This is a genomic window from Paraburkholderia sp. A3BS-1L, from assembly GCF_051125215.1.
Taxonomy (GTDB): domain Bacteria; phylum Pseudomonadota; class Gammaproteobacteria; order Burkholderiales; family Burkholderiaceae; genus Paraburkholderia.
This window is the reverse complement of sequence record NZ_CP120443.1, coordinates 930979-944299: the sequence shown is the minus strand read 5'-3', so window position 1 is coordinate 944299 and position 13321 is coordinate 930979. Positions and strand designations below refer to the sequence as shown.

The following is a 13321-nucleotide window of genomic DNA, read 5'->3' as shown; positions in this document are numbered from 1 at the left end:
CGTGTGCCTCAATCCGGCTCCGCTTCCTCGACGATGGCAAGCGGCATCGTGATTTTCACCGCGAAACCCCGGCCCGGAGCGGTCTCGATAGCGAGCTTCCCGCCCAGGCGCTCGGCACGCTCGCGCATGCCCAGCAATCCGAACGATTTGAGGCCCGGCCGAACTTCGTTGGCGGCCCCGCGGCCGTTATCCGCGATGCTCACGTTACAGTCGGTTGCGCCGCGCAGGATCTCGACGCGGACTTCGGTCGCGTTCGCGTGGCGCGCGATATTCGTCAGCGCTTCCTGGATCATGCGAAACACCGCCGTGGCGCTGTCGCGATTGAACGCGATCGCGTCTGCGTCGATGTTCGCAATCACCTCGATCCCATACCGGGTCGAGAACTCCTCGATCAGCCAGTCGACCGCGGGAATCAGGCCAAGGTCATCGAGCATGCGCGGACGCAGGTCCGAAGCGATGCGCCGCACGGAAGCGACGATCTGGTCGATCATCGCGTTGAGCCTGCCGATCTCGGCATGGTCCGTGCCGGGCTCGGCCCTTCTGAGCCGGTTTTCGAGCAGCCCCGTTTCGAGCTTGAGCGCAGTGAGTTGCTGCCCAAGGTCGTCGTGCAGTTCGCGCGCGATGCGCGCCTTCTCCTCTTCCCTGACACGCTGGATGTTCGCGGAGAGACGCTTGAGCTCCTCGCGCGAGTCCCGCAGCGCCTCCTCCGCGCGTCGGCGATCGGTGACGTCCACGATCCAGCCCACCATGCGGTAAGGCTCGCCTGCGCTATTCCATAGCGCCTGCCCCCGCGACAAAATCCAGCGCAGGTCACCCGATTTCGTGCGCACCCGATACTCCACGCTATAGGCGCCCTGGTGCGCGAGGTGCGCCTCGAGGGTGGAGCTCACACGCTCGATGTCGTCGGGATGAATCGCATAGCGGTGCACTCTGATGTCGCGGGGCAGTTCATGCTCGGCATAGCCGAGGATTTCACAGAAGTGCGGCGAGAAATAAACCGCGTTGCTACGCGGGTCCCAGTCCCAGAGTCCGGCAGCCGCGCCGCTGACCGCCAACTGAAACCGCTCCTCGCTGGCCGCCAGCACGGTCGACACGCGCTGCCGCTCGATCGCGTAGCGGATCGCGCGGCTCAACAGCATGGGCTGAATTTCCCGCTTGAGGAGGTAGTCCTGCGCCCCGTCCTGAATCGCCAGCAGGCCGGCCGACATGTCGGCGAGCCCGGTCAGCACGAGCACGGGGGTCTCCGGTTTTTGACGATGGAGCGTGTGGAAGGTATCGAGACCCTGCGAATCCGGCAGCCCGAGGTCGAGCAGCACCACGTCGAAGGGCGTCGCCCGCAGATGCGCCAGCGCCGCCGACAATTGCTCCGCATGCACCAGCACCGGCGCGAATTCCGGCACATCCGCTAGCGCCTCGCGGACCAGGAGCGCGTCGGTCGGGCTGTCCTCGACAAGCAGGACGCGAAGCTCTTCGAGCGCAACGCTCATTGTTCACCGGGTGGCAGCGTGACCACGCCGAACCAGAATTCGCTGATGCTGCGCACCACGTCTGCAAACTTCGCGAAATCCACCGGCTTCGCGATGTAGCAGTTGGCATGCAGTCCATAGGATTTCACCACGTCCTCCTCGGACCTGGAAGTTGTCAGGATCACAACCGGAATGTTGCGCAGCTCGGGATCGTCCTTCAATTCCTGAAGCACCTCTCTGCCGCTCTTCTTCGGCAGATTCAGATCCAGAATGATGAGTCCTGGCCGGCGCGCGGCGTGGTACGGCCCCTCGCGGCGCAGGTAGGCCATCGCAGCCACGCCGTCATCCACCACCCGCAGCGGGTTGAGCACCTTGTGGTACTCCAGCCCCTCGCGCGTCATCATCACGTCCGTCGGGCTGTCCTCGACGAGCAGAATTTCGACAAGGCCGTCAAACGCGTTGCGTGACATCGGCTCGCTCCTTCCGGGTTGCGCTGCTATCGCGATTCGCTCCCGCCTTGCCCCGGCAGCGTAAAAAAGAACGTCGTGCCCTTGCCCGGTTCGGATTCGACCCAGATCCGGCCGCCGTGACGCTCCACGATGCGCTTGCACAGCGCGAGTCCGATACCGGTGCCCGGGTAATCGCGACGGGTATGCAGGCGCTGAAAAATCAGGAAGATCCGTTCGAAATACTGCGCATCGATACCAATGCCGTTGTCTTCCACGCGGAACTGCCAACCTGCTCCGCGCGCTTCGGCGCCCACGCGAATCTCCACTGGCCCCTCTTTGCGCCGGAACTTGATCGCGTTGCCCACCAGGTTCTGGAACAGCAGCGAAAGCTGGGGCGCAATCGCGCGCACGGCGGGAAGCGGCTCACGATGCACCTGTGCGCCGGCTTCCTCGATGGCCGTGCTCAGGTTCTTCAGAGCGTAGTCGAGCGCGGCTTCGCACTCAGTCGGCTGGAACACATTTTCGGCCCGGCCCACGCGCGAATAAGTCAGAAGATCCTCGATGAGCGCCTGCATGCGCGCGGCGCCTTCAACGGCGTGGCCGATGTATTCGTCGGCCCGCGCGTCCAGTTGGCCCTCGTAGCGCCGCTGCAGAAGCTGCAACGGTCCGGCGACGGCACGCAGCGGCTCCTGCAGGTCGTGCGAGGCGACATAGGCGAACTGCTCGAGGTCGCGATTGGAGCGGGCCAGTTCGTCGGTGCGCTCCTGCAGCGCGTCTTCGGCGCGCCTGCGCTCCGTAATGTCGACGACCGCTGCCAGAACGAACATGCCTTCGTCGGTCTCGATGGGATTGAGGCCGATTTCCACGGGAAACTCGCTGCCGTCCCGGCGCAGGCCGTAAAGATGCCGCCCGGTGCCCATTGGCCGGCTCTTCGGGTCGCCGAAGAAGGCCGCGCGCCAGGCAGGATGACCCGCGCGAAGTCTCGCCGGCACGAGTTCGTCGATGCCGAGGCCGAGCAGCTCGTCGCGCGAGTAGCCGAACACGCGCTCCGCCTGCGAATTCACGAGCACGATGTGGCCGGCGCGGTTCACCATGATCATGGCGTTGGGCGCGGCCTCCACGACGAGCCTGAGCCGCTCCTCCGCCCGCTTGCGTTCGCTGATGTCGGTGGAAATGCCGCCGATCGCGACCGTGCGGCCTTCGGCGTTGCGGATCGGAAAGCCCACGGAAAGGAAGGTGTGCAACTGGCCGTCGAGCGAGACCTCTTCCTCCCGCTCGACGACTTCTCCCGCCAGCACCCGCTCGTCCGCCTCGCGGAAGGCGAGTGCGCGCTTTGCCGAAAACAGTGTTTCGTCCGTACTGCCCAGCGCACGCTGCCTTTCGATGTGAAAAACCGCTTCGAAGCGCCGGTTGACGAGCGCGTAACGGCGATCCAGCTGTTTGACGGTGATCACGGTGGCCGCGTTATCGACGATCGACTGGAGCCGCTGCTGGCTATCGCGCATCTCCCGCTCCGCGCGCTCGTGCTCCGCTGCCTTGCGGCGCAGCGCTTCGTTGGCGCTTTCGAGTTCCGCCGTGCGCTGCGCGACCCGCTCTTCGAGCTCGCGCGTGAGCGAACGCAACCGTTCTTCCGCAGCCTGGCGCGCCGCGACCTCGCGCACGAGATCCCGGTTCGTCTGGTAGAGCTGCTTCGGGCTTGGCAATGCGAGCGCTTTCGGAATCAGCGGCCACATTGCGGCGGCAGTGGCCAGCGAAGCCAGCGCCGTGACGGTCTTGACGCCCGCGTCCAGCCAATAGACGGGGTGCCAGATGTCGACGATGGCGAGCAAATGCGTGGTCCCGCAAGCGAGGATGAACACCGCGAACATGAGGAACAGCCAGCTGAAAGGAAGATCGGTGCGGCGGCGCGCGAACGACCACAGCACCACCGGTATCGAATAATACGAAAGTGCGATGACCGCGTCGGATCCCACGTAGGTCCAGATCAGCGGGAGCGACCAGTGCAGACAATAGCCGTGAGGGATGAAATCCGAGGTCGCAAGGAATTGAGCAATGGCGTCCACGCTTTGTTCTCTCCCAACGATGGACTTTCGGACTGCTCCAGATGGAGGAAGGTACGCGCGGTTGTCAATCGACGGAGTAAGCGATCAGGTCAAGCCCGAAAGGTTTCGCATGGCCGGCAGGTCCGCACCGTGGCTCAAGTGAAGCACTCATCAAGATTAGGCACCGAAATTGCCGGATTCAAGGAATGGGGTGATGCGAGGCCAGCTGCGCGCCTCGTCGGGGTGGTCCACGACTGGCATCTCCGCGGCGGCGAACGCTTCGTCGGCCCTCATGACGATTGAGAACATCGCCCGCAGCAGGTAATGCTTCATGAACAGCAGCAACGCGATGTGCTGCCTTTCATAGAGCTCAGCAGGGTGAATCGTGAGCGGCGGACGCTAGTACCGCAGGACTGGCTCGCCGCACAGGATCGCGATGCTCGCGCCCGTCGCCTCGTGGCGCAGCGCGCGCGCCGCGGACTCGCTGGCGATGCCGCCGCCCACGCGCGCTTAATCGAGCCGAAGCGAAGCTCGAACCGAAGCGAAGCGCCGCTCGCGCGCGGCATGGTCCTGCGCCATGTTCAGCGGGACACCGCCTCGTGTTCGCGCGCGGCCAGCGCGTCCTTGATCGCGAGCACGAAGCGGGCCACCTTCTCCACCGCCACATCGCGCCGCATGTCGCGCGCGGAAATCGCGCAGGTGGCCAGCGGCGCGCGGTGCGCGAGCTGCTGCATCTGCGCGAATGTGTCTTCGCTGCCGCGCGAGCCCATCGTGCAGAAGAACGCCGTGGCACGCACTTCGTGCGCGTGCTGCGCAAGCCAGCTCGCGACTGGCGTCGAGGCACGGGCGGCCCACACCGGCGTGCCGACCAGCACCATGTCGTAATTCGCGAGCGTGTGCGTCATCGGCCGCAGATGCGCGGGGCGCTTGCCGATCACGTCGATAATCGAGCGCAGGAATCCGAACGGTCCCGCGCGCCGCCCGAACTCGACCTCCTGCAGCCGTTCGTAATCGCCTTCGAGCTCGGCGGCAAGCCGCCCGGCAAACTCGGCCGTGGTCTCGCTGCGCGAGTAGAAGACCACGAGAATGCGTGATGAAGCGCTCATGGAGACCTCCTCGATGCTACGCAGCTACTCGAACGACTTCGGCTCGCCGCGGTGTTTCGCTTCGAAATGTTGCTGCCGCGCCGCGATGAGGCGCAGCTCGTCGAGCAGGGTCGCGGCCGCATGAATCAGGTCGTCGAGCGAGACGATGCCCACCAGCCCGCCGTCGTCGCCGACCACGGGCAGCCGGCGCACGCCATGCAGACGCATGCGCCTCGCGAGCAGCCAGAAGTCGTCGGTGCCACGCGCGAGCACGGCGGGCGCCGACATCACGTCTCCGGCATAAAGCGTCGCCGGTGACGCATCCTGGCTCACCACGGCCAGCACGATGTCGCGATCGGTGAGCATGCCGACCGGCACGCGCACGCCGCCCTCCTCGTTCACCACCACGAGATCGCCCGCATGCAGCGCGCGCATTCTGGCCGCTGCTTCAACGATGGTTGCTTGCGGGCCGCACGTGGCGACCTCGCGCGTGCATAGCGCTAAAGCGTTCATTGCGCCCCCTTCCATTCGGCCTCGAGTTGTGCGCACGGGGCAGGCTGGCTCGCCTGCTCGCAGGCGAGCGCGTTGTCGGCAGCGGCATTGGCGGCGAGCGCATCGAGAAAGCGCTGCACGGGCACGCCGCCGCATCGCTCGACGACGATGAAACCCGCACAAGCGATGGCCGACGCCGTCACCAAGCTGAACGCCAGCCATTCGAATCGGCGAAACAAGCGATACATGACCGTGCTCCTTGCGTTGCCATTCATTCGATGTTCAGCAGATCGACGATCGCCCGCACGCCCGGCGTCGCCCTCGCCGCCCCGCACACGAGCCGCCGCTCGGCGTGCGAGGCGACCTTGCCGGTCAGGATGGCCGTGCCGTCGTCAATCTCGATCCCGATGTGCTTCGCTTCGCGATCCCCGTGCCGCTGGATCGCATCGCGAATGCCGCTTGCGATGTCCTCGGCCGAGGCCTCGCCACGAATGCGGATTTTGTCGGTGACTCCGGTCACACCGCGCATGCGCGCGATCGCGCTTTGCGCGGCGTGGCTCTGGTAGCCCCAGTCGCAATCGCCCGTCAACGTGACCCAGCCTTTCTCGACCTGCACCTGCACGTTCTGGTTGTTCAGCCCGACGGTCCATTCGAGAATCGAGCGCACCGTGTTGGCGATATCCTCATCGCTGCGCATGTCGTGGCGCGGCAGACGCACCTCCATTTCGACGACGATCCCGCGCACGCCCGAGACTCTGCCCGCCGCCCGCTCCGCGGCGAGCTTCTGCGCGAAGCTGGCCGGATGCCCCGACAGCGTGACCACGCCGTTCGACACTTCCACGCCGATCTCCGCGAGATTGATCGACTTGTCCCACGCGAATTCGGCTTCCACGTCGCGCTTCAATTCGATATCGGTTTTCATTACAGGTCACTCCTGATCTAAATGCTGATATAGCCCCGGAAGCACCATGGCTGCGGCATCTGCTGCGGCGCGGGCGAAGCGCCCGGCTGCTCCACGCAAGTGCCGAAGAAACCCGGCGCGCCATCGGCGGAAAAGACCGGCACGAACGCGAAGGCGTCGTTCACCCGGATGAGGAAGTCGCTGTTGTAACGTGACGGCGCAAAGATCTCGATCGACTGGAAGAACGCGCGGCCCTGCGCCATTTCCCGCACTTCCCGCGTGGCCGGCCCCCGCATCTCGTATCGCGCCGGCAGCTCGTCGCTGCGCGTGCCGCGCCGCACCGACTCGCCGGGGCTGAAGACCAGTTCGACGCCGGGGTACGGCAGGCAATGCGGCTGCTGTGCGACCGGCCCTTCCGGGCCGAGCAAAAGCGGCGGATAGACCCACATCGACATATTGACCACCGGGGTTCTGCGCGAAAAATATTCTGCGAGCCAGTTCATCACTCCTCCTTGCCTTGAAAACACCGCGTGCGCCTGAGTCCACATGCGCTCATCCTCTTGCGTCGTACCACTCGCGGATGGCCGACCAGATATGCTCCGCGCTCTCGCAAAAACGAAATAGCGCGAGATCGCCGGGCGCGATCATTCCTTCTTCGGCCATCAAGTCGAAATCCATGAGCGCGCGCCAGTAGGTTTCGCCCACCAGCACCACCGGAATCGGCTCGATCTTGCGGGTTTGCAAAAGCGTCAGGACTTCGAATAATTCGTCGCAGGTTCCGTAGCCGCCCGGAAAGAACACCGCGGCTTTCGCCTTTTCCAGCAGATGCAGTTTGCGGATGGCGAAGTAGTGAAACCGGAAGCACAGCTCGGGCGTCAGATACGGGTTCGGAAGCTGGTCGCGCGGCAACGCGATATTCATGCCGACGGTAAGCGAGCCGCTTTCGAACGCACCGCGATTGGCCGCCTCCATGATGCCGGGGCCGCCGCCCGTGACGATCGTGAGCCGCGCAAGCCTCGGCGTCGCATCCGCGGCGCCGACCAGCCGCCCGAACTCGCGCGCGATTTCGTAATAGACGCTATGCCGGACCCGCGCCTCGGCCGCGCTAACGGCGCGTTGAGCTTGCGCATCGGCGGCGTCCGCCTTGAGCCGCGCGCGCGCCACGGCCAGCATGCGGCGCGCGCGAGCGGGGGCTTCGACGCGCGTGCTTCCGTACACCACGACCGTGTCGCAAATGCCGAACTGCTGCAGCTTCTCGGCGGCTTTCCAGTAATCGAGCTGCAGGCGCACGCCGCACATTTCGGGGCGGCGCAGGAAGGCGCTGTCCTCGTCGGCCTGAACGTAGGTCGGGCTTTCGATCAGGCGGCGCACGCGCGGCGGCAGCGCCTGCCGCGCCTTGCGGGCAGGACGGCGCACACGCCTCGCGATCGTGCTCATGCTGCCGGCACCGAAGCGAAGTGCTCGCGCACGAACTCGCGCACGCGCGCGAGATCGGCGGCGGCAGTCGAATGGTCCATCGCCGGCCCGACTTCGTCAAAGTGCAGATGCCCGACGAACTCGAATCCGGCCGCGCGGAAGATGTGCGTGTCCTGCAGCAGCTCCATCGCCTGCCAGCGGCCGTCCTGCACCAGCGCGGCAAGCGGCGCGCCCGACACCGTGACCGCCGCCGCCCGGCGCCCGGACAGCAGGCCGCGCAGGTTCCCCTGCTCCACCTCGTAGGCAAAGCCGCGGCTGAACACGCGGTCGATGTAGCCCTTCATCATCGCGGGCATCGACATCCACCAGAGCGGATAGATAACCGTCACGACATCGGCCGCGAGCAGGTCCTCCTGCGCCGCCAGCACGTCGACCATGCGAATGTGCACGTCTTTCCCGTCGATCAGTTCACGTGCGGACAGCACGGGATCGAACCCCATCCGGTAAAGGTCGTGCACGTGCACGTCGTCGCCCGCGCGGATCAGTTCGCCGACATAGGTCCGCGCCAGGCTCATGGTGAAGCTGTCTTCCACCGGATGCGCGACCACGATCAGATGCTTCTGCATGGCGAGGGCTCCCTTTACATTCGAAGCGCGCAGCACTTTTGCTGCACCGACACGTCGATCGTGCGCGCCATCGGCGCGATCCAATTGACACATATCAACGATGCGGATCGCGCGCGACGGACGCCTGCAGTGAGCGCGCGCGCCGCGCCTGGCGGCGGTTCATTGCACGACCAGCCGATCCACCACGGCCCGCACGCCTCGCGTCGCCCAAGCCGCGCCGCAAGCCGCGCGCCGCTCGCGCAGCGAAGCGACCGTGCCGCTCAGCGTCACCACGCCATGGCTCTCGTCGATGTGGATGCCCGCGAAATCGCGTTGCGCCCGCCGCGCCAGCGCCGCGCTGATATGCTGCGCGACCTCGAACGCCGCGTCGCTGTTGCGCACGTTCAACCGGTTGGCCACACCCACCACGCCGCGCATGCGGCTCACCACTTTCTCGGCCATATTGCGCTGGTAGCCCCAATCCACGTCGCCGATGAGGGTCACGCAGCCGCGTTCGACCTCCACGCGCACCGCGTCGCCGCTCAAGCCCGCTTGCCAGTGCAGGGCGACCATGATCGCGGCGGCCAGATCGGCGTCGGGATGCGCGTTGCCCGCAGCCTGATCGGTCGACAGTTCCACCACGATCGCCCGGCAGCCGGCCACGCGCTCGACGGCGCGCTCGACCGCCAGCTTCTGCGCATAGTCGGGCACCCGCCCTGATAACGTGACGACGCGGTCTCGCACCGCCACTTCGATGCCCGAGGCGTCGAGCGCCATGTCCCACGCCAGTTCCTGCTCCACGTCCTGCCTGAGTGCTTCATCCGTTTTCATGGTCCGCTCCATGGTTCGTTATCCCTACCGGTTCGAGCATGGCGCAGCCCATCGTCATGCGGCTGATCCGGGTCAATTCGTCGTGCATTGGCCGGCACGATGCGACGCGCTCGTCATACGCACCGCCCCGATTGATCTGAGTCAATCGCGCACCGGCGCCGGGCGTCGAGACTAAAGCAGCAAACGGATGCCGGCTGTGAACCATCTGGAGAACGCCATGACCGAATTTCAACGCATCGACTACCAGCCCGTGCCGCTGCTGCCGCCCGCTCCCGCGAGCGGCGAGGCGCCCGCCTTCATCGACCTGCCGCGCCCGCGACTCGACGCCGGCGCGCCGCTGATGAAAGCGCTCGCGCAGCGCAGGAGCACCCGCGCCTACGCGGACACGCCCATGACGCTCGACACATTGGGCGAACTGCTGTGGGCCGCGAACGGCGTGAACCGCGCCGAAACCGGCGGCCACACCGCGCCCTCCGCGCACGGCTTCAATGAGATCGATGTCTATGTCGCGCTGCCTCACGGCGTCTATCGCTATGAGCCCGAGTTCAACCGGCTTGCGCTCAAGCACGCCGTCGACGCGCGCAACATGACGGGCTACCAGGACTTCGTGGGCAAGGCGCCGCTCGATCTCGTGTACGTGCTGCGCGGCTCGCAGGTGCTCGCCGCGCCGCGCCAGCAGCGCGAGCTGTTCGCGGCTATCGCCACCGGCGCGATCAGCCAGAACGTCTCGCTCTACTGCGCCTCCGAGGGCCTCGCCACCGTGGTGCGCGGCTGGATCAACCATCGCTTGCTCGCCGACGCGCTGCGCCTGAACGAGGACGAAACGCCGGTGCTCGCGCAGACCGTCGGCAGCCCGGCGGCAGCGTAAGCGGCTCACGCCGCGCCCGCGAAACACCGCGAAACAGGAAGCTGGCGATGACGACGCGCGTCGACTTGACCGCCGTTCAGGAGACCTACCGTCTCTGCTATGTGCACGCGCCGTGGGCGTACTTCACGCGCGTGCCGCTCGATCAGCAATGGGGCGACAATTGGGAGCGCTCGCCGTATACATCCGAGGCCGGCTTGCCCTATGGCGGCGAACCCGACCAGATCCTCAAGGTCGCCTTCGACGGGCCGCTGCTCACGCCGGAAACTGGCGAGCACGCGCACCCCTACAGCGTGCAGGAGATCAACGACCGACGCGCGCCCTGGCTGCGCACCGACAGCTATTTCGGCGGCCCGCCCGTGCACATCATGGCGGGCGCGACGCTCCAGCACTTCACCGAACGGGTCGAACTCGCGGGCGGAACCGTCTATGCGCCGGTCGGCTGGGGGCAGTTGCCGGCGCGGGGGTCAAAGCGGGCGGCGGCCTGCTGAACCCGGAGCTTCTGCATCTGTCCGCCCGGTGCGGGTGCGTCGAACGGGCAGGAATCCGTGATCCGCGAGGAGTGAATCAGAAAAACACGGAGAAAAGCGCGCGCACCCGTGCGCTTCATCCTCACGCTGCGGGTTCGACACTCCGGTTCTCTTTGGCATCCGAAGCATTTTCCGCGCTCTGCCCGGCGCTGGCGCCCGGGACCGACTCGCCCGCAATCAGCGCGACCAGTTCGTCATGCTCGAGCACTTCCCGCTCGAGCAAACGCCTGGCAATCCTGTCGAGCGTCTCGCGCCGTTCGGCGAGCGTGTGCGCGACACGTTCGTGCGCCTCATTGAGCAGCCGGCGCACTTCGTCGTCGATGCGCTGCGCCGTGTGCTCGCCGCAGCGCGGGCCATCCGCACCGCCGAGCGCGCGCGCCATGCCGTCGTGGTCGGCGCAGTTCGCGAGACCGATGCGCTCGCTCATGCCGTATCGCGCCACCATGTGCCACGCCATCGCGGTCGCGCGCTCCAGATCGTTCTGCGCGCCGGTGGAGACGTCGCCGAATACCAGCTCTTCCGCGACCCGTCCGCCGAGCAAGGCATCGAGCCGGTCGAGCAGCTCGCTGCGCCTGAGCACATAGCGGTCCTCGGTGGGCACCTGCTGCGTATAGCCAAGCGCGGCAACGCCTCGCGGGATGATCGACACCTTCTTGACCGGATCGCAGTGCTCGCGGCTTTGCGCCACGAGCGCATGGCCCGCCTCATGCCAGGCGATGGTCTGCTTCTCCTGCGCGTTCATCACGCGGCTCTTGCGCTCGGAGCCCGCGAGCGAGCGGTCGATGGCCTCGTCGAAATCCGCCATGGCGACGCTCGAGCGGTCGGCTTCCGCCGCATGCAGCGCGGCCTCGTTCACGATGTTCGCGAGGTCCGCGCCCACGCAGCCGGGCGTGCGTGCCGCCAGTTCCTCCAGATCGACATCGGGCGCGAGCGGCACCTTGCGCGTATGCACGGCGAGAATCTGCCGGCGCCCGACCAGGTCGGGGCGGTCGATCGCGATGTGGCGGTCGAAGCGGCCGGGACGCAGCAGCGCCGGGTCGAGCGTTTCGGGCCGGTTCGTCGCCGCGAGCAGGATGACGCCCGCATTGGGTTCGAAGCCGTCCATCTCGACGAGCAGTTGATTGAGCGTCTGCTCGCGTTCGTCGTTGCCCGAAATGGGACTTGCGCCGCGCACCTTGCCGAGCGCGTCGAGTTCGTCGATGAACACGATGCACGGAGCCTGGCGCTGCGCCTGATCGAAGAGGTCGCGCACGCGCGCCGCCCCCACGCCGACGAACATTTCCACGAACGAGGAGCCGCTGATGGAGAAAAACGGCACCCCTGCCTCGCCCGCGAGCGCCTTCGCGAGCAGGGTCTTGCCGGTGCCGGGCGCGCCGACGATCAGGATGCCTTTGGGTATCTTTCCGCCGAGCCGGCGGTATCGGTCCGGATTGCACAGGAACGAGACGATTTGCTGAAGCTCTTTTTTGGCCTCGTCGATGCCGGCGATATCGTTGAACGTCGCGCTCGTCTCGCGTTGCACGTAGACTTGCGCACGGCTTCTGCCGATGCCCATGAAATCGCGCGCGCCGCCGCCCCGGCGCATCATGAACTGCCACACCATCACTAGCAGCACGAGCGGAGCGAGCCAGCCGAGCAGCGTGCTGCCCCAGTTGCTGTCGAGCGCGCCGCTATAGCGCACGCCGGCGGCGGCGAGACGGGACGGCAGCGCGTCGTCGGCAACACGCGTGGTCGCAAAGAAATAAGGCGCCGGCCCCGTGCCGAACGCGGCGGCCTCGGAAGCCGGCAGCATCGTTTTGGCCTGTTCCGTGCGCAGCTCTCCGGTAATGCGGGTGGGGCTGATCACGAGGTTGTCGACCGCGTGCGCGTCGACGAGGCGCAGAAAATCGCTGTACGCGAGCGGCGGCACGTTCGGCGTGCCCCAGAAGAGCTGTAGCGCCAGCAGCAACAGGAGCCCGATAAAAAACACGACGCCGCCGGAATCGAACTTCTTCTCCATGCTGAATTCGCTCCTCGTTGCATTTCGACGGCCGGCGGCCCAGCGGCCCGGCTCACCCGTGCCGCGTCACGCGAGCACGAGTTCGTCGACGACCGCGCGCACGCCCGGCTGCGACCACGCCACGCCGCGCACAACGGCGCGCTCGGCCTCCGAGCCCACTTTGCCCCGGAGCGTCACCACCCCCTCGCAGATCTCGGCATGGATTCGGACCGCCTCATCTTCAACGTGGTAGTGCAGCGCCTTGCGGATGCGCTCGGCAATCCTGCCCGGATCGGTGCGCCGGCGGGCGGTCACGCGGCTCGTCACGCCGGACACGCTGCGCAACTGCGTCAGTGTCCGGACCGCTAGCTCGCGCTGCCATTCCCATTCGACGGTTCCCTGCAAGAAGAGATGTCCGCGCACCGCCTCGACCTCAACGGCGTTTTGCGGCACTCCGGCTGTCCAGTGCAGGACCGCGCGCGCCATCGTCGCGATCTCGTCGTCGCTGTGCTGGTTGGCAGCCGGCCGCTCGAGCGCCAGCTGGTCCGGTACGTCCTGCCCCGGTTGTGGGTTGCTTTTCATGGCGTACATCCCGTTCAGCTTTCCAGATACACCGCGAAGCAGCCGGTCGCGAGCCGAGGCGGCGCTTCTTTCCGCTTCG

The 13321-nt window shown here is 66.4% G+C and carries 16 protein-coding genes; 2 read left to right on the top strand and 14 right to left on the bottom strand.

Going from position 1 to position 13321, the window contains the following annotated elements; all coding sequences use genetic code 11:
* Window positions 1-8: 8 nt before the first annotated feature.
* From P5W99_RS19460 to P5W99_RS19405, 12 genes are all read right to left on the bottom strand, one after another.
* Window positions 9-1487, bottom strand: coding sequence for a PAS domain-containing protein (locus P5W99_RS19460; RefSeq protein WP_421045776.1), 1479 nt, complete (start codon window positions 1485-1487; stop codon window positions 9-11).
* Window positions 1484-1936, bottom strand: coding sequence for a response regulator (locus tag P5W99_RS19455; RefSeq protein ID WP_421026765.1), 453 nt, complete (start codon window positions 1934-1936; stop codon window positions 1484-1486). Before P5W99_RS19455 ends, P5W99_RS19460 begins: the two co-directional genes overlap by 4 nt.
* Window positions 1937-1962: 26 nt before the next feature.
* Window positions 1963-3978 carry a PAS domain S-box protein gene (locus tag P5W99_RS19450; protein WP_434664338.1) on the bottom strand — a complete coding sequence of 672 codons (2016 nt, stop codon included), beginning with the start codon at window positions 3976-3978 and terminating at the stop codon, window positions 1963-1965.
* A 156-nt stretch (window positions 3979-4134) separates the two neighbouring features.
* A complete protein-coding gene (locus P5W99_RS19445) occupies window positions 4135-4302 on the bottom strand; it encodes a hypothetical protein (protein ID WP_421073367.1) in 168 nt (55 codons plus the stop codon).
* Window positions 4303-4538: 236 nt separating this feature from the next.
* Entirely contained in the window at window positions 4539-5063 is a 525-nt protein-coding gene (locus tag P5W99_RS19440; protein ID WP_421026763.1) for a flavodoxin family protein, read from the bottom strand.
* A gap of 24 nt (window positions 5064-5087) precedes the next feature.
* The gene (locus tag P5W99_RS19435; RefSeq protein ID WP_421026762.1) at window positions 5088-5555 is read right to left on the bottom strand and encodes a CBS domain-containing protein; all 468 of its coding nucleotides are present in this window, start codon (window positions 5553-5555) and stop codon (window positions 5088-5090) included.
* A complete protein-coding gene (locus tag P5W99_RS19430; RefSeq protein WP_421026761.1) occupies window positions 5552-5782 on the bottom strand; it encodes a hypothetical protein in 231 nt (76 codons plus the stop codon). Before P5W99_RS19430 ends, P5W99_RS19435 begins: the two co-directional genes overlap by 4 nt.
* 23 nt (window positions 5783-5805) lie before the next feature.
* Complete coding sequence (locus P5W99_RS19425) at window positions 5806-6456, bottom strand: BON domain-containing protein (RefSeq protein ID WP_421026760.1); 651 nt, start codon at window positions 6454-6456, stop codon at window positions 5806-5808.
* A gap of 17 nt (window positions 6457-6473) precedes the next feature.
* Window positions 6474-6938 (bottom strand): hypothetical protein, encoded by a 465-nt coding sequence (locus P5W99_RS19420; protein WP_421026759.1) that lies wholly within the window; start codon window positions 6936-6938, stop codon window positions 6474-6476.
* Window positions 6939-6987: 49 nt separating this feature from the next.
* Window positions 6988-7872 carry a TIGR00730 family Rossman fold protein gene (locus tag P5W99_RS19415; RefSeq protein ID WP_434664334.1) on the bottom strand — a complete coding sequence of 295 codons (885 nt, stop codon included), beginning with the start codon at window positions 7870-7872 and terminating at the stop codon, window positions 6988-6990.
* The gene (locus P5W99_RS19410; RefSeq protein WP_434664331.1) at window positions 7869-8477 is read right to left on the bottom strand and encodes an NAD(P)H-dependent oxidoreductase; all 609 of its coding nucleotides are present in this window, start codon (window positions 8475-8477) and stop codon (window positions 7869-7871) included. The genes P5W99_RS19415 and P5W99_RS19410 overlap by 4 nt, the downstream gene beginning before the upstream one ends.
* Window positions 8478-8636: 159 nt before the next feature.
* Window positions 8637-9287 carry a BON domain-containing protein gene (locus tag P5W99_RS19405; RefSeq protein WP_421026756.1) on the bottom strand — a complete coding sequence of 217 codons (651 nt, stop codon included), beginning with the start codon at window positions 9285-9287 and terminating at the stop codon, window positions 8637-8639.
* A gap of 217 nt (window positions 9288-9504) precedes the next feature.
* Between P5W99_RS19405 and P5W99_RS19400 the strand changes: the two genes are divergently transcribed.
* Both P5W99_RS19400 and P5W99_RS19395 read left to right on the top strand, forming a co-directional pair.
* On the top strand, window positions 9505-10155 hold the full coding sequence (locus P5W99_RS19400) for a nitroreductase family protein (protein ID WP_434664328.1): 651 nt from the start codon (window positions 9505-9507) through the stop codon (window positions 10153-10155).
* A gap of 47 nt (window positions 10156-10202) precedes the next feature.
* On the top strand, window positions 10203-10643 hold the full coding sequence (locus P5W99_RS19395) for a hypothetical protein (protein ID WP_421026754.1): 441 nt from the start codon (window positions 10203-10205) through the stop codon (window positions 10641-10643).
* A gap of 121 nt (window positions 10644-10764) precedes the next feature.
* Here P5W99_RS19395 and ftsH read toward each other — a convergent pair whose 3' ends face one another.
* Complete coding sequence (gene ftsH / locus P5W99_RS19390; RefSeq protein ID WP_421026753.1) at window positions 10765-12681, bottom strand: ATP-dependent zinc metalloprotease FtsH; 1917 nt, start codon at window positions 12679-12681, stop codon at window positions 10765-10767.
* Window positions 12682-12747: 66 nt separating this feature from the next.
* A complete protein-coding gene (locus tag P5W99_RS19385) occupies window positions 12748-13242 on the bottom strand; it encodes a BON domain-containing protein (protein ID WP_421026752.1) in 495 nt (164 codons plus the stop codon).
* Window positions 13243-13321 lie beyond the last annotated feature (79 nt).